Origin of the sequence: Halorubrum ruber (genome assembly GCF_018228765.1) — an archaeon.
Taxonomy (GTDB): domain Archaea; phylum Halobacteriota; class Halobacteria; order Halobacteriales; family Haloferacaceae; genus Halorubrum; species Halorubrum ruber.
The window spans coordinates 1,223,737-1,249,878 of the sequence record NZ_CP073695.1 but is presented as its reverse complement, the minus strand read 5'-3'; the positions used below and the strand labels follow the sequence as shown (position 1 = coordinate 1,249,878).

Sequence of the window (26,142 nt, the reverse complement as noted above, 5' to 3'; positions counted from 1 at the left end):
GTTCGCGCCCGCGTCCGCGGCGTCTGCGCCCGCGTCCGCGGTTCGTTCCTTCGCGCCGTCGGCTCCGTCATCCATACCGATCCGACGGGACCGCACGCACGAGTACGTTCGGTTCCGACTCGACGCGCGGCGATCCGGCGTAGCCTACTCGAATAAACTTACAGTACGTTTCGCGTTTGGAAGATGAAAACGTTCAACCATGACGGTTCCGACCGTTCTGGTATGCAGCTCGAAGACGTTCAGCGCGTGGCAGTGCTCGGCGCCGGAAACATGGGGCACGGCATCGCGGAAGTGGCGGCGCTCGCCGGCTACGACGTGTCGCTCCGCGACATCAACGACGAGCTCGTCCAGAACGGGTACGACCAGATCGAGTGGTCGCTCGGCAAGCTCGCCGAGAAGGACCGGATCGGCGACGACGAGGCCGACGCCGCGCTCGACCGCGTCGAGGCGTTCGTCGACCTCGAGGACGCGCTCGACGGCGCCGACGTCGTCGTCGAGGTCGTCCCCGAGAAGATGGCGATCAAGAAGGACGTGTACGACGAGGTCGTCGAGCACGCGCCCGAGGAGGCCGTCTTCGTCACCAACACCTCCAGCCTCTCTATCACCGAGCTCTCCGAGGTCACCGACCGCCCCGAGCGCTTCTGCGGCATGCACTTCTTCAACCCGCCGGTGCGGATGGACCTCGTCGAGGTCATCTCCGGGAAGCACACGAGCGAGGACACCCTCGAACTGATCGAGGGGCTCGCGGAGTCGATGGGGAAGACCCCGGTCCGCGTCCGCAAGGACAGCCCCGGCTTCATCGTCAACCGGATCCTCGTCCCGCTGATGAACGAGGCGGCGTGGATCGTCGAGTCCGGCGACGCGACGATGGAGGCGGTCGACTCCACGACGAAGTTCGGGATGGGCCTCCCGATGGGCTCGTTCGAGCTCGCCGACCAGGTCGGCATCGACGTGGGCTACCACGTGCTGGAGTACATGCACGAGGTGCTCGGCGACGCCTACCGTCCCTGCCCGCTGCTCGGCGAGAAGGTGGAGGCGGAGAACCTCGGGAAGAAGACCGGGAAGGGGTTCTACGACTACGAGGACGGCGACGGCGCCCAGATCCCCAGCGACGCGGTCGACGAGGACGTCCGCCGCCGCCTGCTCGCCGTGATGGCCAACGAGACGGCCGGCCTCATCGGCAACGACGTGGCCGACGCCGACGACATCGACGAGGCCGTCAAGCTCGGCGCGGGCTTCCCCGACGGCCCCGCCAAGCTCGCGGACGAGGAGGGGCTCGACGCGCTCGTCGAGACGCTCGACGCGCTCGCGGAAGAGACGGGCGAGGCGCGCTACGAGGCGACCGACTATCTCCGCGAGGCCGGCGAATCCGGCGGGTTCCGCGGCGGCGCGAGTGGCGGGAGCGGCGACGCGAGCGACGCCGAGGATGGCCCCGACTACGAGGTGCTGAACGTCGCGGTCGACGACCGTGTCGGCCACGTCGAGATCGACCGCCCGCACCGGATGAACACGATCAGCGGCGAAGTCCTCGACGAGCTCGCGGACGCGATCGACCGGCTGGACGACGACGACGAGGTCCGGGCCATCCTGCTGTCCGGCGCCGGTGACCGCGCCTTCTCCGCGGGCGCGGACGTCCAGAGCATGGCCGCGGGCGGCGCCGACCCGATCCACGCCGTGGAGCTCTCCCGACAGGGCCAGCAGACGTTCGGCAAGCTCGAGGAGTCGGACAAGCCCGTAGTCGCCGCCATCGACGGCTACTGCCTCGGCGGCGGGATGGAGCTGGCGACCGCCGCGGACATGCGGATCGCCTCCGAGCGCTCCGAGCTCGGTCAGCCCGAGCTGGACCTCGGCCTGCTTCCGGGGTGGGGTGGCACGCAGCGCCTCGCCCGGATCGTCGGTGAGGGGCGCGCGAAGGAGATCATCCTCACCGCCGACCGCTACGACGCGGAGACGATGGCCGAGTACGACTTCGTCAACGAGGTCGTCCCGGACGACGAGCTCGACGAGCGGGCCCGCGAGCTGGCCGAGCAGCTGGCCGGCGGCCCGCCGATCGCCCAGAAGTACACGAAGCGCGCGATCCACGCCGGCCGGACGGACAACGAGGCCGGGCTGGAGGTCGAGGCGATGGGCTTCGGCCACGTAATGAACACCGACGACCTCATGGAAGGGGTCACGGCGTTCATGGGCGACGGCGAGCCCGAGTTCGAAGGGAAGTAGAACCCCCGAGGCCGCCGCGCTGCCCGACTACAGCGGCGTGTCGGCCGCTTCGGCGACCTGCCGCCCGACGCTCGCGACGAGATACGTGACGGCTGCGACGAACAGCGCGACGCCGACGACGTCCGAGACGCCGGGCAGCGCGGACTCGACGAACGCGGGGAGCGAGGTCGCTCCGGACAGCGGGATCAGGAGGAGGGCGACGCCTCGACGGAGGGATCTGGTCGTCTCCGACATGGCGACCGGGACCGGAACGCGGAGGATAAAGGCTTTGACGGTCTCGCCGTCCGCCATCGCTCGCGCCGAGCCGTTCGGTCGGACGCGCCCTGCCTCAACTGGCAGTAAGACGTACTCCTCCTCAACTGACAGTAAGACGTACCCCTCCTCAACTGGCAGTAAGACGTACCCCTCCTCGACGAGCAGTTAGACGTACCCCTCCTCGACGAGCAGTTAGACGTACCCCTCCTCGACGAGCAGTTAGACGTACCCCTCCTCGACGAGCAGTTCGCCGTTGAGCAGCGAGGCGCCGGCCGCGCCGCGGATCGTGTTGTGCGCGAGGCAGTTGTACTTCGCGCCGGCGTCCGTCGACTGGACGCCGCCGGCGACGATCCCCATCCCGTCCGCGTACGTGCGGTCGAGGCGGGGCTGCGGGCGCTCGGGCTCGTCGTCGCCGTACACCTTGATCAGCTGGTCGGGCGAGCTCGGGAGGTCGCCGGCACCCTCGAACGAGCGCATCGCCTCGCGGAGGTCCTCGGGGGAGGGGTCGTCGGCGAACTCGGCGAAGACGTTCTCCAAGTGACCGTCGAGCGTGGGGATCCGGTTACAGGAGGCCGCCACGTCGGCGTCGTGGAGACTGACCTCGGCGCCGTCGAACTCGCCGAGCAGCTTGCGCGACTCCGTCTCCATCTTCTCCTCCTCGCCGCCGATGTGCGGGATGGCGTTGTCGATGATCTCCATCGAGGTGACACCGGAGTAGCCGGCGCCGGAGACGGCCTGAAGCGTCGAGACGCGGACGCTCTCAAGACCGAACTCGTCGATCGCCGCGAGCGTCGGCACCATCGTGATCGTCGAGCAGTTCGGGTTCTTCACGAGGGCGCCGTCCCAGCCGCGCTCGTCGCGCTGGACCTCGATCAGGTCGAGGTGACCGGGGTTGATCTCCGGGATGGTGAGCGGCACGTCCGCCGCCATCCGGTCGTTCGAGGAGTTCGAGGAGACGACGTAGCCCTCCTCCAAGAAGGCGGGCTCGACCTCGGCCGCGACGCCCGAGGGGAGCGAGGAGAACAGGAGGTCGACATCGTCGTCCGCGATGCCCGCGGGCGTCGTCTCCGCGACCTCCATCTCGGCGACGTCGTCCGGGATGGGCGTGTCGACGCGCCACTTGGCCGCCTCGCGGTACGTCTCGCCCGCGCTCTCCGCGCTCGCCGTGACCGCGGCGAGGTCGAACGTCGGGTGGTCGTCGAGCAACTGGATGAATCGCTGGCCCACGGCGCCCGTCGCGCCGAGGATGCCGACTCGGACAGACATTGCGCGTGGGTCCGTGACAGGGACGTAAGTGCGTTCGGATACGCGTCGATTCCGCCGGCCGCGGTCCCGTCGCGCCCGCGGGCCGGTCGGTCCGGTCGCGGTCGTGCGTTCTCCGTCGCTCGGTGATACCTTTTAAATATGGGTGCGTGGTACTCGCACGCTATGTCCGAGTTCGGAGCGCTCTCGATCGTCCCGCCGCTGCTCGCCATCGCGCTCGCGATCGTCACCCGCAAGGCGATCCTCTCGCTGTTCCTCGGCATCTGGTCGGGCGCCGTGATCTACACGGGCGGGCTCGGGATCGTCCAGACGTTCGACTGGATCGTCGCCGCGATCATCGCCGACGACGGGTTCCAGGCGACGATCCTCGTGTTCACGCTCCTGCTCGGCTCCGGCGTGGCGCTGGTGTGGAACCTCGGCGGGACCTACGCGATCCGCGACTGGGCGATCGAGCGCCTCGACACGCAGCGCAAGGCGGGGCTGGCGGCGTGGGCGCTCGGGATCGTCCTCTTCTTCGACGACTACGCCAACACCGCCATCGTCGGCTCGGCGATGAAAGACGTCTCCGACCAGCTCCGGATATCCCGCGAGAAGCTCTCGTACATCGTCGACTCCACCGCTGCCCCGGTCGCCACGCTCGGGATCTCCTCGTGGGTCGCGTTCCAGCTGTCGCTGATCGACGAGGGGTACGCGGAGGCGGGCGTCGCCGAGGCGAACCGGCCGAGCACCTTCGAGGTGTTCCTCTCTTCGATCCCGTTCAACATGTACGCGATCCTCGCGATCGCGATGGTCGCCATCGTGGTGCTGTGGGGGCGCGACTACGGCGAGATGCTGACGGCGGAACACCGGTCGTGGACGACCGGGCAGGTCACTCGAGAGGGCGCGGAGCCGATGCAGGACGTGGCCGGCGAGCTGGGCGAACCGCCGGCGTCGACGCCTCGGCTGATCAACTTCTTCGCGCCGGTCGCGGTCCTGATCGTCGTCACAGTGGGGACCGCGTTCTGGTCCGGCGGCTTCGCGCCGACCGGGTTCCTCGCCGACTTCCTCGCGGCCGAGTTCGGGAGCGCGGGCGACCGCCTCTGGGAGGCGGTCATCAACGCTGACTTCGCGACCGCGCTGATGATCGGCGCGTTCGGCATGGTGCTGTCCGGGTTCGTCCTCGGGAAGGTCTACCGGGTCTTCGGCTTCGGCGACGCGACGGAGTACACCGTCGACGGGTTCGGAATCATGCTCACCGCGGTGTCGATCCTCGTGCTCGCGTGGGGGATCGGCGAGGTGATCTCCGCGCTGGAGACGGGCCAGTACGTCGCCGAGGCGACGGTCGGGACGGTTCCACAGGCCGTCCTCCCGGCGCTCGTGATGGTCGTCGCCGGCTTCATCGCCTTCTCGACCGGGACCTCGTGGGGCACGATGGGGATCATGACCCCGATCGCGGTCCCCATCGCCTGGGAGATCACCGGCGGCGGCGCGGAGGGGCACACCCTCGTCGCGGTGATGGTCGGCGTCATCTTCTCCGGGGCCATCTTCGGCGACCACAGCTCGCCAATCTCCGACACGACGGTGCTGTCCGCGACGTTCACCGGCGCGGACCTCATCGACCACGTCCGCACCCAGATCTACTACGCGGTCACCGTGGGGTTAGTCTCCGTGGCGCTGCTGCTCGTGTGGGGATTCCTCGGAATTACGCCGTTCGTGTTGCTCCCGGTCGGCGTCCTGACGCTCGTCGCGCTCGTCTACCTGCTCTCGGAGTTCGACGCCGGGCGCCGCGGGATCGACCCCGTCTCGGTCTCGGAGCCGCAGGAACCGGAAGCGGACACGATCAGCGTCGGTGGAAGCGAAAAACGAGAGTGACGGTCCCCCAGCGGACCTTTTAAACGCGCCGAGCGGCTACCGTCGAGCGCGCGCCATCAGTCCCCGCCCGAGTACTCCCCGATGGGAGCGATGACAGCGCGGAGAACCCAGGCGCGTCACATCGGTCGCTGACGCGACCCGCCCGTCGCCGCGCAGGCGACCGCCCGCCACGAGGGTTTCCCGGTCGACGCGGCACGCCGCCGGAGATGAGACCGGTCGTTAGTGTTGCGGGCGCACATTTCGGAATCAAAAAGCGGTACGCCGTAGAGTCGGGCATCGAACTGTTGACTGTCAGCATAATTCAAGGTGGAGCCTCCGACCTCAAGGAGCGAGTGTAGCGAGCGAGTAGGTCGGAGAGGAAACCGACAACCGACGACGCAACCGCCCGACAGTAGCTACCCGACTCCCAAGTATATAAGTACCGTCATGTAGTAATCTGAAATATGGAGGTGCGTCGAACCGCGCCGGTCAAACTCATCGTTCCCGACGAGCGGCGCGACGACCTCCACGAATCCGCGCGACAGTTCCTTCACTGCGCGAATCGTGCTGCCGAGTTCTGTTGGGACGACCGTTCCTACACGAACTGCGTCACGGCGAACTCAACTGCGCGAGACGCACTCTACGCGGAGCTGCGGGAAGAAACTGAACTCACCGCGAACCTCGTTCAAGAAGCCATCCGACGCGCCGTCCAAGCGACGAAAGGCGTCGTTGAACGGTGGAAACAGGGGAAGCGTGTGAGCCAACCGGAGTTCACGTCGTGGAGTATGCTCTATGACAAGCGGAGTGCGACGTTCTATCGGAACAAAGTTTCACTCTCAACCGTCAACGGGCGGGTTGAGTGCGAGTTTGAACTTCCGGCGGACAGCCTGACGCCCTACGAACAGTACGTTCTTTCGGACGAGTATGAGTTCCGGGCGAGTACACTCCAATACGACAAGGCGACTGACGAGTTCTACTTCCACATTACAACCCGGAAGGACGATGATGACGATAACGAGGTTTCGGCAGATACCGGGCACCAAACAGTCCTCGGTATCGACCTCGGCGTCAACAGCCTCGCCGTCTCTTCGACCGGCACGTTCTGGCAGGGAGACGAGTACGACCATTGGTGCCGCGAGTTCGAGAAGCGGCGTGGGGAGATGCAACAGCGCGGCACGCAAGCCGCACACAATGCCCTGCTTCGCCTCGGAAAGCGCGAAGAAGCCTGGCGGAAACAGTACATCCACACGGTTGCCAACGAGATCGTTTCGGAAGCCGTCGAACACGACTGCGACGTGATCGTGTTCGAGGAGTTAACGGACATCCGTGAGCGACTTCCATACGCGAAGTGGCACCACGTGTGGGCGTTCCGACGCCTCGCCGAGTATGTCGAGTACAAAGCACCAGAGCAAGGCGTCTCCGTGGAGCAAGTTGAGCCGAACCACACGTCCCAACGTTGTTCTCGGACGGACTGTGGGTTCACGCATGAAGACAACCGCCACGGTGAACACTTTGAGTGCCAGAAGTGCGGGTACGAGGTCAACGCGGACTACAATGCAGCGAAGAATATCGGGGTGCGATACGCCCGGAAACAGAGACACAGCCTCCGTTCCTCGCCCAAGTCGGGGAGCGGAGACGCACCAGTAGACGTGCGTGTGAATGGTGGAACGGTGAACGGCGAGAGTTACCAGCCTATTGCTGGCGACTGATTGCCGGGAGTCCACATCAAAGCCCTACCCTCAAGGACCGAGGCGCGTAGCGCCGAGGGAGTAGGGTAGGGTAGTTTACTCACCCGTGTAGCCAGTCGTACCACTCGTCGAGGTCAACGACCTCGTTTTCGATATCCGTCGCCCCGTACTGGGTGAACACTTCGTCCACGACTCGCGCTAGTCCTTCCGGATCCTCGTCGGGGCGGTTCTGATCGTAGTAGAGCAGTAGCCCTGCGTGGTCGATCTCCCGGTGTAGTTCCTCGAAGTCCCGCGCGTTGTTCGTCATCAGCGCGACGCCGTGCTCGCCGCACCACGCCAGTAGCTCCGCGTCCTCAGTGAACTCGCCGAACACGTCCTTCCCTGCTCGACCTCGTAGCCCCGCTCGCTGAGCACGCGCTCGAACACTCGCCCGACGTGCTCGTCCAAGAGAATCCGCGCTCCCGTCACTGAATCGTTTCCTTCGGCTTCAGCGATGACTCGTGAATTCGCTCGAAGGCAGCCTCGTTTTCACGCTCGAACTCACGCATTTCCTCGACGTGCGCGTAGTAGTACGAGAGCGCCTCGTACACCTCGGAGAGAGAGATTTCGAGTTGGTCTGCGACGTGTGCGGGTGACCGGTCGTTATCGACGACCCTGGCCGCGACGTGCCGGACGCCGACTCTCGTCCCCTCGATTCGGGGTTCGCCCCCGAGGACGTCCTCGTCGCGGGAGATACTCATACGTCGTCATTGGTCGCGTTCTCGTTTATATCTTTTCGGCGGTCACTCGTCGCTCACACGGCCGGTTCCACGTCCACCGAGCCTATCAGTAGATTCCCGCCCGGTAGTGTCTCGGACGACGTTCCGACGCGTCCGAGCGTCCCGCACGTTCGAGAGCGACAGCGAGCTCACTCCGAGTCGCGCAACACCAGCGGCCCGATGGCGAGCGTGCGCTTCGCGAGGGTGAGCACGCGGAGCAGATAGGAGACGAAAAGCGAGAACGGGAGCAGCGAGACGGCGAACGCGCCGCCGACGACGAGCGTCACGTGGTCGACGCCGAGGGTGCTCCCCGGGAACGTGCCGGCGTCGACGGCGGTGAGGGTGACGCCAGCGACCACCAGCGCCGGCACCGCGGCGTACAAGATCAGGCGCGAGAGGTCGATCAGCGCCCACTGGAAGTACAGCGTCTTGACGTGCTCGCGGGCGGGGCCGAACAGCGACAGCGTCTCTTTCAGCTCCCCGAGGCGGTTCCGCTCGTCGTCCGTGAGCGTCTCGTCGTGATCGGTCGTGATGCGCTCGATCCGGCCGATCTTCGGCCCGTAGTCGAAGTTGAGCGCGGCGAACACGACGTCGAAGGAACCGAACTCGGCGCCGTCGAGCTGGCCGCGAACCGCGTCGGCGTTCTCGGTGAGTCCCGTCACGAGGTCGTCGACCTCCGCTCGGAGCGCGTCCCGGCTCGACCCGTCGGCGTCGTCTCCCTCATCGTCCACCGCGTCGCGGAGGTCACGGGCGCGCTCCGCCGCGGCGCCGAGGATCGCGTCGAGGAACGCGGCCGGGTCGGTCGGCGTCGGCCCGTCAGTGAGTTCCGCGATGTCGCCCCGGACCGCGAGCGTGTCGTCCATGCGCTCCTGCTGGTCGCCGAGCGGGCCGTTCTCCTGCGTGAGCACGAGCTGTCCGATCGTGACGACGAGCGTCGCCCCGGTGACGATCGCCGTGATCATCGAGGCGAACAGCGTCTCGATCGGGTCGCTCGACCCGACCTTCTCCGCGAGGGACGGCGAGAGGCCGACTGCGACGGCGACGAACGCGACGAAGACGGCGACCGTCAGGACCCCCGCGACGACGAGTCGGTTCGCGCGCAACAGCAGCCAGAGCTTGACGCGGTTCTCGCCGGCGCGCTCGCGCATCGTGTCGGCGGTGTCGGTGTCGCTCTCGGCGTCGGGGCCGTCAGGGGCATCGGAAGCGCTCGACGCCGTCTCCGAGTTCCCGCTCATCGCGGTTCGACGGTCACCGAGAGGTCGTCGACGTAGTGCGTCGCGTCTGCCTCCCAGATCACGGCCGTGCCGACGGCGAGGTACAGCGTGTCCGTCGACAGCTCCGGGGTCGTCCACTCGAAGGCGTACTCGCGCCAGCCGTCCGCGAGCCACAGCGCGTCGCGGAGCCCGCCGTACGGCGTCTCGCCGAGGTCGGTCGTGTTGAGCCCGGGCTGCGGGAAGTCCTCTTCCGTCTCCGGCAGCTCGGGGGCCAGCCGCATCAGCGCGTGCCGGATCGTGTTGAACGACTCCGACTCGCTCCAGAACTGCCCGCTCACCTCGATCTGATACGACTCGCCGGACTCGATCGGGACCGGGTGGACCGCCCACGTCACCCCGTCGTCGTAGTCGCCCTGGTTCCAGATCCGGAGCGAGCGCTCGCCCGCGACCGCCTCCGTCTCGGAGACATCGACCTCCCAGTCGAAGTCGTCGATGTCGACCTCAGGACCGATCGCGGCGCCCGTTTCCCAGTCGCCGAGCCCGTCCTCGAACCTCTCCTCGAAGGCCGGCTCGTCGCCGTCGGACCCCGAACACCCGGCGAGGGCGGCGACCCCGACGGCGCCGAGCCCGGCGCTCTTCCGGAGCAGCCCGCGTCGAGTCGCCGTCGCCTCACGTCTGTTCATGACGGTCGGTGTGACTCGCGAGCGACATATAAATACGCGGGCGATACGCCGCGGGTCGGACCGCGCCGGTTCGGCGGATCGGTTTTCCACCGCCGTTCGAGAGCGGCTACGTACGTGCTTTCGGGAGCGCCGATCGCCCAGCTCGCGGTCATCGCGGTCACCGTCCTCGGCCCGTGGATCGGCGCCCGCGCGCTCGTCGACTCGACGGTGCGGATCGCCCGGCGGTTCGGCGTGAGCGAGCTCACGGTCGGCCTGACGATCGTCGCGATGGGGGCCTCGCCCCGAACTGGTCATGACGGTGGACGCGGCGCTGTGGTCCGGGCGGCGGCTCTCGCGCCCCGAGGGCGCCTTCTTCGTCCGCTCCGAGGTGGCGCGGTGGGTGCTCGGGCTCCTGCGGACCTTCGGGTGGGCCGGTCGGATCTCCGAACCGTTATCCGACGACCTCCCGAAGACAGCACGTTCGACGCATGAGCCCGATATTCCTCGCACACGTGGCCGTGTTCGCGGCCGCCGCGGTCGCGTGCGTCGCGGCCGTGCCGCGGGCTCTGCGGATACGAGACGCCGAGACGCGGCAGGGGTTCGTCGCGCTCCTGATCGCGGTGACCCTCTGGGCCGGCGGCTACGTCGGGTACCTCGTCGCGCCCGGCTCGGCGGCGAAGGTCGGGTTCTACATCGTCGGGTTCGTGTTCGCGCTGCTGGCGGTGGGGACGTGGCTCTACTTCTGTGCCGCCTACACGGGGCGGTCGCCGCGACGCGCCCCGTATCGGCGGGCCGCGATCGGCGTCTTCGCCGCGACGGCCCTCCTGAAGGTCACGAACCCGCTCCACGGCCTCTACTTCACGACGGCGTGGCGGACGGAGCCGTTCCCGCACCTGGCGATCCAACATGGACCCCTCTACTGGGCGGTGCTCGGTCTGTCGTACGCGGTCATCGCCGTCGGCTTCTTCATGCTCTTAGAGCAGTTCTACTACACCGGGACCGACAGCCGGCCGCTGATCGGGCTCGTCGCCCTCACCGGGATCCCGACGGTCGCCACCGTCTTCGGCGCCGCGTCCCCGCGACTGCTCCCGCTGATGTACGAGCCGCCGGGCGTCGCGCTGTTCGCGCTCGGAACGCTGTTCGTCTACTTCCGCCGGTTCGAGACGATCCAGTTCGCCGCCGAGAGCGACGCCGCCGCGGTCTTCGTCGACCGGGCCGGCCACGTCCGCGATTTCAACCGGGCCGCCCGGGACCTGTTTCCGGAGCTGGGCGACGCGGTCGGCGACCCCCTGGAGTCGGTCCTGCCGAACCTCGCGGCAGACGTGGACGAGAACGGGCTCGTCCGCGTCGGCGAGGGGGAAGCACAGCGGTTCTATCGGGTCACTCGGAACGCGTTCACCTCCGGCGGGGCGATGGGCGGCGAGCTGCTCGCGATCGACGACGTGACCGACCGGGAGAGGTACAGAATCAGCTTAGAGGAGCGGACCGAACAGCTCGAGGCCCTGAACCGCGTGGTGCGCCACGACATCCGAAACGACATGGCGGTGATCCACGGCTGGGCCGAGACGCTCGAGGACCACGTCGACGACGACGGTCGGGACGCGCTCGAACGCGTGTTGCGGAAGTCGAGACACGTCATCGAGCTCACCGAGATCGCCCGCGACTTCGTCGACTCGCTCGCGGCGGACGTCGCGCCGGAGACGAAGCCGGTCGATCTCGGCGAACTGCTCGACGGCGAGATCCGGGCGGCGCGCGACTCGTTCCCCGAGGCGACCTTCGTCGTCGACGGCGACCTCCCGCCGGTCACGGTCCGCGCCAACGAGCTGCTGACCTCCGTGTTTCGGAACCTGTTGAACAACGCCGTCCAGCACAACGACACCGAGACGCCGACGGTCACCGTCGGGATGGAGGCCACGGCGGACCGCGTTCGGGTCCGCGTCGCCGACGACGGCCCCGGTATCCCGGACGAGGTCCGACCGAACCTCTTCGGGAAGGGTCAGAAGGGGATCGACAGCTCCGGGTCGGGGATCGGCCTCTACCTCGTCTCGATCCTGACGGCGCAGTTCGGCGGCGACGTCCGGGTCAAGGACAACGAGCCGCGCGGCGCCGTCTTCGTCGTCGACCTCCCGAGGATCGACGGCGATCCGCCGCAAGCCACAACTCCCGGCCCGCCATAGGACGCGCATGTCGACCGACGCAGGCGTTGACGTTACCCTCGTTCGCAACGCCACGGTCCTCGCGACCGTGGACGAGACGGCCTTCCTCGTCGATCCCCTGTTCGCGCCGCAGGGCGCGCTGCCGCCGATCGATAACACCCCGAACGACCGGAACAATCCGCTCGCCCCGATGCCGGACGTCGACCTCACGCACGACGCGGTGATAGTCACCCACCGCCACCCGGACCACTTCGACGACGCGGCGGCGGCGGAGCTCGACGCGGACGTGCCCCTGTTCTGCCAGCCCGCTGAGGCGGACGCGTTCGTCGACGACGGGTTCACCGACGTGCGACCGGTCGAGGATTCGGCGTCGTTCGACGGCGTCACGCTCCACCGGATGCCCGGCCGTCACGGACACGGCGAACTGGCCGAGCGGATGGGTCCCGTCTCCGGGTTCGTCTTCGAGGGCGAGGAGACGCTGTACCTCGCCAGCGACACGGTCTGGTACGAACCGGTCGCGGAGACGCTCGACGAGTTCGACCCCGACGCGGTCGTCCTCAACGGCGGTGCGGCGCGGTTCAACGAGGGCGAGCCGATCACGATGGGCGTCGACGACGTGACCGCCGTACGCGGGGCGACCGACGCCGCCGTCGCCGTGGTCCACATGGAGGCGATCAACCACTGCCTGCTCTCGCGCGAGGAGCTCCGGGCGGAGACGGCGGACGTGCTGGTCCCGGAGGACGGCGAGCGGATCGAGTTCTAATCGGTTCGTCGTCACGTTTCGCGAGAAGGTCCGGGTGCGAGAATCGAACCTCAGTCGCTCCGCTCGCGTTCGCTCGTGCCGCTCCTTGCTTCGATTCTCTGCGGAGCCTCGCGGCTCGCGGAGTTGCTCGCCGCGAGAAGGTCCGGGTGCGAGAATCGAACCCGCGTCTCAGCCTCCACAAGGCTGAAGGATAGTCCACTACCCTAACCCGGACACGCGTCGCAAAGTACCCCGCTTCGGTAAATAACGGTTACGACTCCCGGACGGGCGTGGCATGGAATGGCGTCCGGGACGAAGCGCCCGGGCGGGCCGCTGCTCGCGTCTCCGTCCACCGCGTCGTTTTTGAGGGCCGCGGGCGTATCGAAGCGTAACCGTGGCCTTCACCGACAAGATCTACGTGAAAAATCACCGGCAGCTCGCCTCCCAGCTGGAGGCGAACATCCCGAAGGGAGCGTTCGCCGGCGCCACCCTCGACCTGCTGTTCACCGGCGACGGCCTCTCGAAGCTCGACGAGACGACCCGCGACCGCGTCCTCGACTTCGCCGAGGACTTCCTCGACTGCGACTGCGACTCGAACCCCTACTGCGGCCATCCCGAGGAGAAGTTCATGCGCTACGTCCTCGAACTGCGCGCCGAGGGGCTCGGCCCGCAGGCCATCGTCGACGTGATGACCGACGACTACATGGTGTACGCGTACACCGGCGACGTGCTCTCGTTCCTTGACGACGCAGTGCGGAACCTCGAGGCCGTCGAGACGCTCGCGGACGTCGACGGCAACGAGGAGATGTCCGAGCGTGCGCGGACGGCGAAGCGCAATTTGTCCGGCTGAAATCGACGGTAAGGGGTTCGGTACCCGACTAGTCGTTTATAAATTGTTGTCGGGAATCAATAGAGAGTACCGCTGAAGTCTCAGCAGATCACTTATAAATAGATGCTCGCAGATCGACGGCGAATACCGTGAATCCCAGTCGCTGCCTTATAAATGAGTGATAGCTGATCGGCGGCGATCACCGCCGAAGCCCCAGGCGCGAGGACTCGGGGGCCTCGTTGCGCTCCTCAGTCGCTCGTTTCACTCGCTCCCTGTGGTGCTTACTTCGGCCACCTTCGTCCTCGCGCCTGCCCCTTCGAGTCCCGCCCCTCCGGAAGACGTTCCTGCTCGCTTCGCTGCGCGGGCTGCGACTTCCGTGCTCCCGCTCACTTCGCTCGCGGGAACGCACAGCAACCGCGCCTCACGCCTCCCCAACCTCGTCAGTCGCCGTCGCTTCGCTCCGGCGACTGACTCCCTCGCACGCGCTCTCGCCGGCGGCTGCGCCGCCGGCTGTCAGAGAGACCTTTGGTCTCTCTCTCCTCGCGGCCGCCGATGGCGGCCGCTCGGAGGCGCGCGCCAACCGCACCGTATTTATAAGAAACTCTGCCGACGGTCGGTCGATCGCTTCCCGTGCGCGGGGAGCGGCCGAACGGTCTAAGTGCGCGCGCGCCCGAAATCGGCCAATGAGTCTTCGGCCCGCGTGGCTAACGTTCAGGCGATACGCGGCGGCGACGACGGGGATGACGCTCGTCCTCTTCTCGCTCGGCGTCTACACCGCGGCGACCGGTTCCGGGCTCGCGTGTCAGGCCCAGTGGCCGCTGTGTTCCGACCAGCTGATCCCGGCACTCACGATCAACCCGGACTTCATCGAGTGGTTCCACCGCGTGTGGGCGATGGTCACCGGCTTCCTCATCATCGGGGTCGCCGGGTGGACGTGGTTCGGCTCCGGCTTCGAGCGTCGGACGAAACTGGCGGCGACGCTGGCGGTCGCGATCCTCCCGCTTCAGATCACCGTCGGCGCGATCACCGTTACCCTCAGTGGACTCGTCCCCGGCGGGTACACGGTGTCGACGCACGCCGCACACCTGATCGTGGCGCTGGCGATTTTCACCCTGCTCGGGCTGGCGACCATCTGGGGCGGCGGCCGGGGGAACGTGCGGCTGCTCCGCGCGGCCGCAGGGGTCGCGGTCGCTGGCATCGTCGCCAGCGCGGTCTTCTCGCGGGCGGTGCCGTTCCTCACCTACGCGCCGCCCGCGCAGGCCGCCTTCTATATCACCGGGCTCGCCGGGCACCTCGGGCTCGTCGCGACGGTCGCGTACGCGACGGAGGCGACCCGGAACCGGTACGACGGGCTCGACGCCGGCACCGCCGCCACCGTCCGCGCGCTCGCCGCCGGGTCGATGGCCGCGCTCGTCGGGACGCTGCTTCTCGGTCGCGATCTCGTGTTGTACACCGCCACGTGGCAGGGGATCAACCTCGCCGCGCTGGGCGTCGCGGTCGCGCTCGCCGCGGGCGCGGCGTGGACCCTCCGCGGGACAGAGTCGATGCGCGACGGTTCCGTCCCCATCGGCGGCGACTGACCGGCGCCGCACGGCCGAATTTTTGTTAGCCACCCTGGCAAAGGCGGTGTCGGACCCCCAGAGACGGGGTGACCCTGCCCGAGGGAGGAAAGGTTGAAATCGCTCGCCGTACTCGCACGGGTATGACACGCCGCACGCACGCCGATGTGAGTCGTCGGACCTACCTGAAACTGACCGGCGGAACGGCCGCCGTTGGAGCCACCGGCCTCGCCGGCTGTCTCGGCGAGAGCGGGGGCAGCATGACGATCACGCCCGGAACCGCGCCCGGATTCCCGCCGTTCGAGCAGCGGGAGGACGGCGAGCTAGTCGGGTTCGACGTCGACCTGCTCGAAGCCGTCGTCGCGGAGACCGACTACGAGCTCGGCGAGTGGGCCACCTTCGACTTCGACGGACTCATCCCCGCGCTCACGCAGAACGAGGAGATCGACGTGATCGCCGCCGCGCTGACGATCAGCGAAGACCGCCAAGAGACGATCGCCTTCTCCGACCCCTACTGGGAGGCCAACCAGGCCGTCCTCGTCCGCGAGGGCGGCGACTTCCAGCCGTCCGGGTGGGCGGACTTCGAGGGGACCCGGGTAGGCGCGCAGTCCGGGACCACCGGCGCCGCCGAGGTCGAGTCGAACCTCGTCAGCGAGGATGTCATCCCGGATGACAACTTCTCGACGTACGACAGCTACGTCCTCGCGGTCGAGGACCTCTCGAACGGGAACATCGACGCGGTCGTCGTCGACACCCCCGTCGCGGACACGTTCACCGCGAGCCGTGACGTGACGGTCGCGTTCGTCGAGGAGACCGGCGAGCAGTACGGCTTCGGGATCCGTCAGAACGAGTCGGAGCTCCAGTCTGCGCTCAACAGCGGGCTCCAGACCGTCCAAGACGACGGGACGTTCGGAGAGCTCAGAGACACCTGGTTCGGGCAGGAGTAGGATGTCGGTCGCGGGGCCCCTCGCGCTCGCCGCGTCCGATAGCCTCGGCGCTCTCGCGCCGAGTACTGCCTCCGGTGAGACGCCGCTGACGGCCGCCGCCATCGGGTCCGTGAGCGAATCGATCGACTGGTGGCTGGTCGGCGATCCCGCCGACTGGTGGTTCGTCGTCCGGAACGTCGACTACCTGGCCGGCGGCGTCCTGCTGACGGTCGGGCTCACCGTCGCGTCGATCCTGCTCGGGTTCCTCGCCGGCTTCCCCGCCGGCGCGGTGGAAGTGTACGGCGAGGGGCTCCCGAAGCGACTCGTGAGTACCGCCGGCGTCGTCCTCCGCGGGACGCCGATCGTCGTCATCCTCCTCGTGATGTACTTCGTGATCGGCGTCCCGCAGGTGAACCTCGGCGTCGGGTCGATCTCACCGGCGGTCTCGGCGAGTATCTTGGGATTGGGGCTGCGGAGCGCGGCGTACCAGTCGCAGATATTCCGAGCGTCCCTGTCGAGCGTCGACGACGGCCAGCTGGAGGCGGGGCGGTCGGTGGGGCTCTCGCGGTTCGAGGCGATCCGCTACGTCGTCGTGCCGCAGGCGCTTCGGCGGTCGATCCCGGGGTTCCAAAACGAGTTCACCATCGTGTTGAAGGACACGAGCATCGTCTTCGCGATCGGGCTCGCGGAGCTTCTGACCCGCGGGTACGACCTGTTCACCCAAGAGACGACGGCGGTCCTCGAAGTCATCCTGTTCATCAGTGGAATCTACTTCGTCCTCACGTTCACGACGAACCGCGCGCTCGATTACCTCGGTACCCGCTACGCGATCCCGGAGGGGGAGTCGGCGTGACTGACGGCGACTTCCTCCGGGTGAGCGACGTCTCGAAGTGGTACGGCGACGAGCAGGTGCTCGACGAGGTCTCCTTCGAGATGGACCGCGGCGACGTGACCGTCCTGATCGGGCCGTCCGGATCCGGGAAGTCGACCATGCTCCGCTGCGTCAACCGGCTCGCGGAGGCTCAGGAGGGCTCGATCACCCTCGACGGCGTGGAGGTGCTCTCGCCCGACACGGACGTCGACGAGCTCCGCCGGGAGGTCGGCATGGTGTTCCAGAGCTTCAACCTGTTCGCGCACCTGAGCGCGGTCGGAAACGTCGCGCTCGGGCCCCGTCGCGTCCTCGACCTCTCCGAGGACGAGGCCCGCGAGCGCGCCGCGAACCAGCTGGAGCGCGTCGGCCTCGCCGACCAGCTCGACTCGTATCCGGCCGAGCTGTCCGGCGGCCAACAGCAGCGCGTGGGGATCGCCCGCGCGCTGGCGATGGAGCCGAAGCTCATGCTGTTCGACGAGCCGACGAGCGCGCTCGACCCCGAGCTCATCGGCGAGGTGTTGGAGGTGATGCGCGCCCTGGTCGACGAGGGGATGACGATGCTCGTCGTCACCCACGAGATGAGCTTCGCCCGGGCGGTCGCCGACGAGGTCGTGTTCTTAGACGACGGCCGGGTCGTCGAGCGCGGGCCGCCCGAGCAGCTGTTCGAACGGCCCGAGAAAGAGCGGACCGGCCGCTTCCTCGAACGCATCGCGAGCCACGACTGATGGCGGGGGCGACGCGACCGCGGACGGTGGGCGAGCGCGTGGCCGACGCGGACCCGTCCGCGGGGAGGGTCCTTCTCGTCGCCGCCGGCGCGCTGTTCTGGGGCTGGCTCGTCGTCAGCTGGGTCAACAGATGGCTCGGCGGCGCCATCGCCCCGGTCGGCGAGCCGTTCGTCGCGCCGGACGCCGTCGAGAGCGCGTTCGCCGCGGTGCCGGGGCTCGCCGCGGTGGCGGCCGACGCCGCGTTCGTGGTCGAGCTCTCGCCCGTCCTCGCGCAGGGGACGTGGCTCACGGTCGTCATCACCGGCGTGAGCCTCGTCTGCGGCTTCTTCATCGCCGTGCCGCTGGCGGTCGCGCGGGTGTACGGCCGCGCCTCGGCGTGGCTCTCGCTGGGATACACCGAGCTGTTGCGCGGGACCCCTCTCCTCGCGCAGCTGTTCGTGCTCTACTACGGCCTGAACCTCGCGGCGTCGGTGCCCGCGGTGCTGTCCGGCGTGTTCCCGCGCGACGTGGTGTGGGTCGCAATCTTAGGGTTCACGCTCAACGGAGCTGCCTACCAGGCCGAGTACATCCGGGGCGCGGTCGAGAGCGTCGACGAGGGGCAGATCACGGCCGGACGGGCGATCGGGCTCTCGAAGCTGGAGTCGATCTACTACGTGGTGCTCCCGCAGGCGCTCCGCTACGCGATCCCCTCGTGGACGAACGAGTTCGTCTACCTGATCAAGTACTCGTCGCTCGCGGGCTTCATCACCGTCCCGGAGCTGTACTACCGGGCCAACCAGGTCGCGACCGACACGTTCCGGTACACGGCCGTCTTCCTCATACTCGGGGCGATGTACCTCGCGTTAGTGCTCACGGCGTCGAAGTTCATGGAGCGCGTGGACGCCCGGGTCGCGATCCCGGGACTCGGCGCGAACCGAGACCGGTGACGGTCACCCCCCGAACTCGGTGACGACCTCGACGCCCCGCACGTCGTACTCGTCCATGGCCGCGAGCCGGTCGGAGACCTCCGACAGCGACAGTTCGCGGGCGACCAAGTCGCCGGGGTCGATCCCGGTCGCCTCGATCAGCGCGAACAGGTCCGGGTAGCTCGTCGGCGGCATCCCGCGCGAGCCGAGGAAGGAAATCTCCCACCGGGTCATCCAGTCGGTCGGCAGCGACACCTCGCCGCGCTCGGCGTCCGTCGTGAGCCCGACCTGGACGTGCGTCCCGCGAGGACGCAGCGACCGGACGGAGTTGCGGCAGGTCTCCGCGATCCCCAGCGCGTCGAGCGAGACGTCGGCGCCGCCGTCAGTGAGCGCGCGGATCCGTTCGGGTACGGAGCCTGCCCCGTCCGACATCGACTCCGGGTTCACGGTCTCGACCGCGCCGAACTCCGTCGCGAGCGCGAGCGCCTCGTCGTCGACGTCGACAGCGATAACGCGGGCGCCGAGCGCCGCCGCGATCTGGACAGCAGAGAGCCCCACGCCGCCGCAGCCGTGGACGGCGACCGCGTCGCCGCCGCCGACGGTCGTCCGCTCGGCGAGCGCGTGATACGCGGTCATGTACCGACAGCCGAGCGCCGCGGCGGCGGTTGCGCCGAGCCACTCCGGGCGCTCGACGAGGTTGTAGTCGGCGGCCGGCACCGCCACGCGCTCCGCGAACGCGCCCGGGGCGGCGGCCTCGAATCCGAGCGCGCGCCCGTCCTCGCAGACGTTGCCGGCCCCGCGGCGGCAGTGCGGGCAGGTGCCGTCGCCGAGCGAGAACGGGACGACCACGCGGTCGCCCGGACGGAACCGGTCGACCTCGCTCCCGACCGCGACGACCTCCCCGGCCGGCTCGTGGCCGAGGACCTGGCCGCGCGGGACGCGGTCGTCCGCCCACTCGCCGTGGCCGGCCCACGCGTGCCAGTCGCTGCGGCAGACGCCGCAGGCGTCGACGCGGACGACGGCGCCGTCGGGGGCCGGTTCGGGCTCGGGCAGCTCGCGGACCGCGAGCGGCTCGCCGTACTCCCGGAGGATCGCTGCGCGCATACGGCGATCGATCGGCGGACGGGACAAAGGTCTCTCGGCGGCCCCGCCCCGCGTTTGATTATTCCGCGAGAATCTGACTTGATCTCAGCGTCTGACAAGTGATAGGCGAGTAAGGTTTATGCCGACAGGGTAACCTCCTTGACACGTGTCGCGAGCGATGGAACGGCGTCCCGGGATCGCCTACCGCCGCCCCGAGGGTGACCCCGCTCGGGTCGTGATCGAGGCGTCGGGAGAGACGCGGCTCGACGCGCCGGAGCGGCCGGACGGCGGCTGGCTCGACTGCGTGGCCGGCGAGGACCGCGACCGGCTCCGAGAGGCGCTCGACGCTGACCCCGTCGACGTCGTGTATCGGGTCGCTGCCGACGGGGAGCCGCAGTGGGTCCACGAGCGCGGGCGGACGACGGACGGCGGCGACGTGGTGGGGTACCTCTTCCTCGCGGACGAACGGGTCGAGCGGCGGAAGCGGCTGGAACGACAGCGGGAGCGGCTCGAGGAGTTCGCGAGCGTGGTGAGCCACGACCTCCGGAACCCCCTCTCCGTCGCGGTCGGAAACGTCGAGCTGGCCGACGAGCTCGACGGCGACGCGTCGAGCGAGCGGTTGGACCGCGCCCTCGACGCGCTCGACCGAATGGACGACCTCATCGGCGAGCTCCTGACGCTGGCCCGCGAGGGGAAGACGGTCGAGGCCGCCGAGCCGACCGCCCTGCGATCGGTGGTCGAGAGCGCGTGGGGGACGGTCGGCGAGCCGGCCGACGCCGCGCTCGTCGTCGACGGACCGCTCCCGACGGTCCGGTGCGACGCGGACCGGCTCCGGCAGGTCCTCGAGAACCTCTTCCGGAACGCGATCGTACACGGCACGCCCGAGGGAGACGGCCCGCCGGGTTCCGGTTCCGACGACGAATCGGCGCCCGGAGACGGCGTCGCGCCCGGCACGTTCGCGCCGCGTACGGGGTCGGACGCGGACGGCGCCCAGACGGACCCCGACGACGCCGCGGTGCGCGTCCGGGTCGGGGGGACGGACGAGGGATTCTACGTCGCGGACGACGGCCCGGGGATCGACCCCGACCAGCGGGAGGCCGTCTTCGAGCCGGGACACACGACGGCGCCGGACGGCACCGGCTTCGGACTGGCGATCGTCGAACGGATCTCGGAGGCGCACGACTGGACGGTGTCGGTGACGGAGAGCCGCCAGGGCGGCGCCCGGTTCGAGTTCGTCGTCGGCGAGTCGATCGAGGTCCCGGAGGCGAGCGAACGCGACGCCAACCCGAGCTCGGCTCCGGTCCGCGGCGGCGGAGATCGGTGATGCGCGACCGCGTGTAATTCACATAAAGTCGGTCAGCCCGGCCTGATCGTCGTCGTCTTCTCCGTCCGACGCGTCGGTCTCCGCGTCGGCGGCCTCCGCCGAGCCATCTCGGTCGTTCCCGGTAGCAGTCGCTTCGGAGCCGTCTCGGTCCGTCTCGTCAGTTGCGGCCGCGTCGTCTTCCTCGTCCTCCCGAGCCGCGCCGTCGAACGCGAAAGCGCCGTCGGCGTGCTCCTCGATCAGCTCGTCGCGGCGAGCCTGCGCGTCCTCGACGATAGAGGCGACCTTGTTCGTCGACTCGCCGGAGCCGGTGACGAAGGCGACGCCCGCCTCGTCGAGGTCGTACGCCGCCGCCATCGCGACGGTCAGCTCGCGGGGCTTACAGTGGTGGGTGACCGCTTGGAGGAACGGCAACACCTCGCGGCGAGCGGTCGCGACGCTACAGCCGCTCGCGGCCGCGATCTTGCCGACGACCTCGTCCGCGGTCGCGTCAGACGACGACCAGAACTGCGGGCGGCCGTACCGCGTCCACCCGCCCTTCTCGCCGTCGCGGGCGGCCGCGACGCCCGCGGCCGCGTTGTCGGTCGCGTAGCGCCAGTAGGAGTAGTTCTGCGTGGCGCGCACGCGGCCGAGCCAGACGTCCGCGTTCGCGAGGAAATCGTACGCGCGGACCGCCTCCGCCGGCTCGTACACGTCGAGGAGGTTGTTCTCGATCCAGCGCGAGAGGTCGTCCGGCGTCTCGTCGACGGCGTACGCGGACTGGAGCGCCTCCTCGGCGGACTCCTCCTTGAGGACCGCGTCGAGGAACGGGAACAGCCCGAGCGCCTTGTCGCGGTCACCGGTGACGACGTCCTCGACCGTGATCGAGTCGCGGCCCTGCGTCGCGGCCTGGAGGTCGTTGATCGCGCCGCGGAGGTCGCCGCGGTTGCCCTCCGCGATCCGCTGGAGCGCGTCCGACTCGAACTCGATCCCCTCCTTGCGGCAGACGTCGCGGAGGACCGGGACGATGGAGCGGGCGGAGACGTCGCGGAACTCGATCTCCTGCGTGGCGTTCCGGAGCCCGCGCGACATGTCGTAGAAGTCGTTGGCGATGAGCACGATGGGCTGGCCGGACTCCTTCACCAGCTTCGTGATCGCCGAGGCGCCGCCGCGGTCGTAGTTGCCGTGGATGTTGTCGGCCTCGTCTAAGATGACGAGCTGGCGCGAGGCGGTGTCGCCGCCGGCCGCGCCGCCGCCCGCCGCGCTCCCGCCGAGGGTGGCGTTGCGCGCGGCCCGCCCCGCGAAGCGCTCGATGACGTCGGCGGTGCGCTGGTCGGAGGCGTTGAGCTCGACGGTCTCCCACCCCATGTCGTTTGCGAGCGCGTGCGCCGCGCTCGTCTTCCCGACGCCCGGGCTGCCGTGGAGGACGACCGCCTCGCGGTGGTCGTCCCACGAGCGGGCCCACTCCGCGAACGCGTCGCGGGCTTTGTCGTTGCCGCGCACCTCCGAGAGCGTGCTCGGGCGGTACTTCTCCGTCCAGTCGGCCATTACCGGAGCAAGGAGCGAGCCGCGTTTAGTGGTTGCGGAGCGGTGTCCGGATCGGCGCTCGCGCGACCCGGATCCCCGCGCTACCCGCCCCGAATCGGCGTTCGGGTCAGTAGTTTCACGACCATGTCCTGAGTAGGCGGGGGCTACGCGCTCAATTTTCGGCGCTGATATTCATGCCATCAGGTACATAAGCATAGTCTTCGTTTTCGTAAGTAACCAGCAACCGATCGGAACGGACCTGAGAGCCACTTCGACCATGGCACACGAGGCTCTCACTCCCGTTTCTCGGTGAACCGCTGGGTTCAAACAATGAAACCACAGAACCAATCCAACTCGGACGACCGTGCGGTGAGCCCCGTTATCGGGGTCATTCTGATGGTCGCGATTACAGTCATCCTAGCGGCCGTCATCGGGACGTTCGTCCTCGGACTCGGCGATCAGCTCGGCGACACCGCGCCGCAGGCGACTTTCACGATCGACGATAATACCACGGACACGATCAACATCACCAAAACAGGTGGACAGTCGATTGATGGAGATGATCTCGCGCTTTCCGTTGATGGTGAGCGGGTCAATGAGTCCATTGGGGGTGGCCCTTGGCAGACCGGTGAACGAAGGCAAATATCCAGTGATTCCGAGTTTGACGGCGGCGAGGCTGTCGTTCGAATAATTCACGACCCGAGCGGAAACGCGATCTTCGAGCGGACGTGGGACTTCAGCTAATCGCGTAGCCCGGTTATCACATCTGTCGGATCTCTATTTCTGTTGGACACCGGTATCCAAGAGCGTCGGCGCTAAAACGTTCGATTGCGTTGATCGACATCGAGCTTGTGGAGCTCAAGGACCGCGATATCGGATTCGATCGCGTCGAGACCTACTGGGCGGTCTCAACGTGGGGGACGCTCTACCTCGCCGGCGAGGTCGATCCGAACTTTGATCTCTCGATGCCGAGTCCGCGACCGAGCTACGCGGAGAGTGAGCCGGGTTCTGATTACTGACTAGATGCGACTTGTTAGAGAATCTCGATAGTCATGTCTCCTATGTCAACTTAGACTAAATTAGCATTTACAGAGCCGATAGGGGCTGAAAACGCCAATTTTAGCATTTCACTTCTCCGTCTGATGGGGAAAGTTTCAATACCCACGCGACGGGACAGTTCGTTGGAGAAACGCGGCAGTAGGAATCTCCACAACTCAGAGAACCCGACTGATAAAAAGAGGGTGACTCGTCGAGACCTACTCGACGTGGTCCATCACGACGATCGTCATCAGCACACCACCTTCCCCGTGACCAAACAGGATGAGGGTGGTACAGCAGATGGCGATCATCGCTGTCGTACTTAGGGTGATTCTACTCACCTCCGGGTCATTTGATTGAGCGCCACCGTAGGGCGCTAGCTTCGCGGCTATGAACTGCTCGTGATCCCCCTCACCACGTCTCGTGTGGCGGGAAGACACTGTTTGCGTGCTGGCGAGGCGAACCCTTGTAGGTTCGGATGTTCGGACCCGCCCGGCATCTACATGTCCGATTCGGTATGTAACGTCGGTTCGGCGCGTCTGACGCTGAATCCGGTACGTCAGCAAGAAGGGGCCTCCGGACACATAAGCATAGGTAGACCGGAGTGAAACTGAATTTCGAACGAACAAACCGGGAGACAGAAGCGGTCTCTCACCGGAACAAAAAGGGGGTTGATAGGCGGTGGTTCCGCTGGCACCACCGGGTCTAGACTCCCCTTACGCTCGTCGCCTTGACGGGCGCGCGTCCGGATCTGACGTAGTTCCCGCCGGCGACCTGTCAAGAGTTGATAATTAGGGCCGCTCTCATCCCACAAGCTTATGTCGTCTGTGTGTTCGACGCGCCAGAGCGAGTGTGCCTTCAGCACCTGACTAGCGCGGAACGCCCTGATCTTCAGTTACTGACCGCCTCCTCAACGATCTCGATCTCCTCGTCGGTCAGTCCGTATAACTCATACACAATCTCGTCGATCAGTGCGTCCGTCTGTTCGATCTTCGCGTCGAGCTCCTCGGCGCGCTCCTTCGTCTCCAGGTAGTTCGCCAAGTCGTCAGCCACGTCGTCGACATCGGGTAACTCGATCGCTTTCAGCCGGTCGATCAGCGAGTTCGTCTTCGTCGCCGTCTCGCGGAAGTTCGCGAAGCCGCTCGCCTCGTCAGAACCGCCAATTTTTCGGTTTATACCACATCCACGGATGCGTTTTTAAACGCTAGACGGCACTAAGACTGCCGACAATGAGAGCCAGTAAGAATTCGTATGGGACCGCTGAGAGTCGAACTCAGGTCATACGGACCCCATCCGCATAGGATACCACTACCCCACGGTCCCTGACTACACGCTGAAAAACGACGGTCCGGTAATTAAGGACTTCGCTTCACTCCTCGTCGGCGTCCCGCGGGACCACGAGGTCGCCGTCGTCCCGCACCGCGAGGCTGCCGATCGGGTCGCCCTCGTAGACGGCTAACCCCTCGCACCGACCGAGGACGTACCCGTCGCTGTCGGCGCGGACCGTCACGCGCTCCTCGCCCGCGGCGTCGACCACGCGAGCGAGGACGTCGCCCTCGGCGAACGCGTCGCCGGCCGCGACGCGGTGCCGGACGACGCCGGAATCGTCGGTCGTCGGCCCGCGGAAACGCCGCACGGGGAAGTCGACGGGCGCGGGATCGACGCCGACGCCGAGCTCGGCGACCGACTCGGGCACGTCTCCGGGGGCCAGCAGCCCGAGCTCGACTGCGACGCCGAAGACGCCCGCGACGCCCGGCTTGAGGAGGGCGTCGTCGACGACGCTGTGCGCGCCTAACTCCGCCGTGAACGCCGGGATTCCAGCCTCGTTGAGCACGGCGCCCGCGGTCGAGCGCTGGAGGTTCTCCTCGACGTACTCGGCCGCCGGGTACTCCCGAACGACCGGGAGGCCGAACGCGTCGACGAGCCGGCCGAGGTCGTCGGAGAGCGCGGCCGCCTCTGACTCGCTCCGGCGGTCGCCGAAGAGGACGCGGTCGCGGATGGCGAACGGCTCGCTGCCGACGCCAGCGGTGTGGCAGTCGATCAGCGCGTCCGCGGCCGCGTTCGTTCCGACGGTCTCGACGGCGAACTCCCTCGAATCGTCCGCGGGCTCGCCCGCGTCGTCTGGGGCCGCACCCGTGATCGCCGCGTACAGGCGGGCGTCGATCCGCTCTTGAAGCTTCGGCGGGCGTGCCGACTCCGCGTCGGCGTCCGGGAAGTGACGGTTCGGGTCCTCGTCGGCGTAGTACGTCTCCCGCGCGTTCCGCCGCAGTCCGGCGGGGGAGACCGCGGGCACCGCGACGACCGCGCCCGCGAGGTCGTCGAGGCAGTCGCCGAAGGCCGCGACAGCGTCCTGAACGACCGCGACGCCCGTCGCCTCGTCGCCGTGGACGCCGCCCGTGAGCCACAGCGTGGGTCCGTCGCTGGCGCCGTTCGCGACGACGACCGGGAGCCGCTCCGCGCCTCCGGTCGGGAGCTCCGCGACGGGGAGCCGACCGCGATCGAGCGTCCCCGGCGTCGCGCTCGCGCTCCCGAGTGCTATTCGTCCGTCCTCGTCCGCGGCCCCGCCTTCGTCCGACTCGTCCATACCCGAACCC

At 67.8% G+C, this 26,142-nt stretch carries 24 protein-coding genes, 2 tRNA genes and 2 pseudogenes; 15 read left to right on the top strand and 13 right to left on the bottom strand.

The window, feature by feature from the left end; all coding sequences use genetic code 11:
• Positions 1–222 precede the first annotated feature (222 nt).
• Positions 223–2,217 (top strand): 3-hydroxyacyl-CoA dehydrogenase/enoyl-CoA hydratase family protein, encoded by a 1,995-nt coding sequence (locus J7656_RS06220; protein WP_211554397.1) that lies wholly within the window; start codon positions 223–225, stop codon positions 2,215–2,217.
• A gap of 27 nt (positions 2,218–2,244) precedes the next feature.
• On the opposite strand, the gene J7656_RS06215 is transcribed toward J7656_RS06220, so the two are convergent.
• Both J7656_RS06215 and asd read right to left on the bottom strand, forming a co-directional pair.
• A complete protein-coding gene (locus tag J7656_RS06215; protein WP_017344427.1) occupies positions 2,245–2,451 on the bottom strand; it encodes a hypothetical protein in 207 nt (68 codons plus the stop codon).
• A 240-nt stretch (positions 2,452–2,691) separates the two neighbouring features.
• Entirely contained in the window at positions 2,692–3,738 is a 1,047-nt protein-coding gene (asd, locus tag J7656_RS06210; RefSeq protein WP_017344426.1) for an aspartate-semialdehyde dehydrogenase, read from the bottom strand.
• A gap of 162 nt (positions 3,739–3,900) precedes the next feature.
• Between asd and J7656_RS06205 the strand changes: the two genes are divergently transcribed.
• Together J7656_RS06205 and J7656_RS06200 are read left to right on the top strand one after the other, a co-directional pair.
• On the top strand, positions 3,901–5,586 hold the full coding sequence (locus J7656_RS06205; RefSeq protein ID WP_017344425.1) for a Na+/H+ antiporter NhaC family protein: 1,686 nt from the start codon (positions 3,901–3,903) through the stop codon (positions 5,584–5,586).
• A gap of 443 nt (positions 5,587–6,029) precedes the next feature.
• Positions 6,030–7,274 (top strand): RNA-guided endonuclease InsQ/TnpB family protein, encoded by a 1,245-nt coding sequence (locus J7656_RS06200; protein WP_017344424.1) that lies wholly within the window; start codon positions 6,030–6,032, stop codon positions 7,272–7,274.
• A 79-nt stretch (positions 7,275–7,353) separates the two neighbouring features.
• On the opposite strand, the gene J7656_RS06190 is transcribed toward J7656_RS06200, so the two are convergent.
• From J7656_RS06190 to J7656_RS06175, 4 genes are all read right to left on the bottom strand, one after another.
• Complete coding sequence (locus J7656_RS06190; RefSeq protein WP_017344423.1) at positions 7,354–7,626, bottom strand: DUF5615 family PIN-like protein; 273 nt, start codon at positions 7,624–7,626, stop codon at positions 7,354–7,356.
• A 91-nt stretch (positions 7,627–7,717) separates the two neighbouring features.
• Entirely contained in the window at positions 7,718–7,993 is a 276-nt protein-coding gene (locus J7656_RS06185; protein ID WP_017344422.1) for a DUF433 domain-containing protein, read from the bottom strand.
• A gap of 167 nt (positions 7,994–8,160) precedes the next feature.
• Positions 8,161–9,246 (bottom strand): DUF7972 family membrane protein, encoded by a 1,086-nt coding sequence (locus J7656_RS06180; RefSeq protein ID WP_017344421.1) that lies wholly within the window; start codon positions 9,244–9,246, stop codon positions 8,161–8,163.
• Positions 9,243–9,908 carry a hypothetical protein gene (locus J7656_RS06175; RefSeq protein WP_017344420.1) on the bottom strand — a complete coding sequence of 222 codons (666 nt, stop codon included), beginning with the start codon at positions 9,906–9,908 and terminating at the stop codon, positions 9,243–9,245. The genes J7656_RS06180 and J7656_RS06175 overlap by 4 nt, the downstream gene beginning before the upstream one ends.
• A gap of 114 nt (positions 9,909–10,022) precedes the next feature.
• Between J7656_RS06175 and J7656_RS14935 the strand changes: the two are divergent.
• The 3 genes and pseudogenes from J7656_RS14935 to J7656_RS06165 all read left to right on the top strand — a co-directional run.
• Positions 10,023–10,218: pseudogene (locus tag J7656_RS14935) on the top strand (sodium:calcium antiporter); the annotation flags it as partial.
• Positions 10,219–10,375: 157 nt separating this feature from the next.
• Positions 10,376–12,064 (top strand): sensor histidine kinase, encoded by a 1,689-nt coding sequence (locus J7656_RS06170; protein ID WP_017344419.1) that lies wholly within the window; start codon positions 10,376–10,378, stop codon positions 12,062–12,064.
• Between the two features lie 7 nt (positions 12,065–12,071).
• On the top strand, positions 12,072–12,806 hold the full coding sequence (locus J7656_RS06165) for an MBL fold metallo-hydrolase (RefSeq protein ID WP_017344418.1): 735 nt from the start codon (positions 12,072–12,074) through the stop codon (positions 12,804–12,806).
• Positions 12,807–12,946: 140 nt separating this feature from the next.
• On the opposite strand, the gene J7656_RS06160 is transcribed toward J7656_RS06165, so the two are convergent.
• Positions 12,947–13,019 (bottom strand) — tRNA-His (locus J7656_RS06160).
• A gap of 160 nt (positions 13,020–13,179) precedes the next feature.
• Here J7656_RS06160 and J7656_RS06155 point away from each other — a divergent pair.
• The 6 genes from J7656_RS06155 to J7656_RS06130 all read left to right on the top strand — a co-directional run bounded on the left by J7656_RS06155 (position 13,180) and on the right by J7656_RS06130 (position 18,621).
• Positions 13,180–13,635 (top strand): DUF5814 domain-containing protein, encoded by a 456-nt coding sequence (locus J7656_RS06155; RefSeq protein ID WP_017344417.1) that lies wholly within the window; start codon positions 13,180–13,182, stop codon positions 13,633–13,635.
• A gap of 662 nt (positions 13,636–14,297) precedes the next feature.
• Positions 14,298–15,194, top strand: a complete 897-nt coding sequence (locus J7656_RS06150; RefSeq protein WP_323749068.1) for a COX15/CtaA family protein — start codon at positions 14,298–14,300, stop codon at positions 15,192–15,194.
• 122 nt (positions 15,195–15,316) lie between these two features.
• Positions 15,317–16,120, top strand: a complete 804-nt coding sequence (locus tag J7656_RS06145) for a basic amino acid ABC transporter substrate-binding protein (RefSeq protein ID WP_211554394.1) — start codon at positions 15,317–15,319, stop codon at positions 16,118–16,120.
• 1 nt (position 16,121) lies between these two features.
• On the top strand, positions 16,122–16,952 hold the full coding sequence (locus J7656_RS06140) for an amino acid ABC transporter permease (RefSeq protein ID WP_211554393.1): 831 nt from the start codon (positions 16,122–16,124) through the stop codon (positions 16,950–16,952).
• Positions 16,949–17,695, top strand: a complete 747-nt coding sequence (locus tag J7656_RS06135; RefSeq protein ID WP_017344413.1) for an amino acid ABC transporter ATP-binding protein — start codon at positions 16,949–16,951, stop codon at positions 17,693–17,695. The genes J7656_RS06140 and J7656_RS06135 overlap by 4 nt, the downstream gene beginning before the upstream one ends.
• The gene (locus J7656_RS06130) at positions 17,695–18,621 is read left to right on the top strand and encodes an amino acid ABC transporter permease (protein ID WP_017344412.1); all 927 of its coding nucleotides are present in this window, start codon (positions 17,695–17,697) and stop codon (positions 18,619–18,621) included. The genes J7656_RS06135 and J7656_RS06130 overlap by 1 nt, the downstream gene beginning before the upstream one ends.
• 3 nt (positions 18,622–18,624) lie before the next feature.
• On the opposite strand, the gene J7656_RS06125 is transcribed toward J7656_RS06130, so the two are convergent.
• Positions 18,625–19,704, bottom strand: coding sequence for a zinc-dependent alcohol dehydrogenase family protein (locus J7656_RS06125; RefSeq protein ID WP_017344411.1), 1,080 nt, complete (start codon positions 19,702–19,704; stop codon positions 18,625–18,627).
• 145 nt (positions 19,705–19,849) lie between these two features.
• Here J7656_RS06125 and J7656_RS06120 point away from each other — a divergent pair, with 145 nt between their 5' ends.
• Positions 19,850–21,007, top strand: a complete 1,158-nt coding sequence (locus J7656_RS06120; RefSeq protein WP_017344410.1) for a sensor histidine kinase — start codon at positions 19,850–19,852, stop codon at positions 21,005–21,007.
• An 18-nt stretch (positions 21,008–21,025) separates the two neighbouring features.
• Here the strand turns inward: J7656_RS06120 and J7656_RS06115 are convergent, their stop codons facing one another.
• On the bottom strand, positions 21,026–22,531 hold the full coding sequence (locus tag J7656_RS06115) for a replication factor C large subunit (RefSeq protein WP_017344409.1): 1,506 nt from the start codon (positions 22,529–22,531) through the stop codon (positions 21,026–21,028).
• A gap of 309 nt (positions 22,532–22,840) precedes the next feature.
• Here J7656_RS06115 and J7656_RS06110 point away from each other — a divergent pair, with 309 nt between their 5' ends.
• Together J7656_RS06110 and J7656_RS06105 are read left to right on the top strand one after the other, a co-directional pair.
• The gene (locus tag J7656_RS06110) at positions 22,841–23,254 is read left to right on the top strand and encodes a type IV pilin domain-containing protein (protein WP_211554392.1); all 414 of its coding nucleotides are present in this window, start codon (positions 22,841–22,843) and stop codon (positions 23,252–23,254) included.
• A gap of 89 nt (positions 23,255–23,343) precedes the next feature.
• Positions 23,344–23,529, top strand: coding sequence for a hypothetical protein (locus J7656_RS06105; protein ID WP_211554391.1), 186 nt, complete (start codon positions 23,344–23,346; stop codon positions 23,527–23,529).
• A 237-nt stretch (positions 23,530–23,766) separates the two neighbouring features.
• Here J7656_RS06105 and J7656_RS15075 read toward each other — a convergent pair whose 3' ends face one another.
• The 4 genes and pseudogenes from J7656_RS15075 to J7656_RS06090 all read right to left on the bottom strand — a co-directional run bounded on the left by J7656_RS15075 (position 23,767) and on the right by J7656_RS06090 (position 26,132).
• The gene (locus J7656_RS15075) at positions 23,767–23,889 is read right to left on the bottom strand and encodes a hypothetical protein (RefSeq protein WP_283091180.1); all 123 of its coding nucleotides are present in this window, start codon (positions 23,887–23,889) and stop codon (positions 23,767–23,769) included.
• 550 nt (positions 23,890–24,439) lie between these two features.
• Positions 24,440–24,700, bottom strand: a pseudogene (locus tag J7656_RS15255) (restriction endonuclease); the annotation flags it as partial.
• 100 nt (positions 24,701–24,800) lie between these two features.
• Positions 24,801–24,871, bottom strand: a tRNA-Pro gene (locus J7656_RS06095).
• A 46-nt stretch (positions 24,872–24,917) separates the two neighbouring features.
• Positions 24,918–26,132, bottom strand: coding sequence for a succinylglutamate desuccinylase/aspartoacylase family protein (locus J7656_RS06090; protein ID WP_211554390.1), 1,215 nt, complete (start codon positions 26,130–26,132; stop codon positions 24,918–24,920).
• Positions 26,133–26,142: the final 10 nt, after the last annotated feature.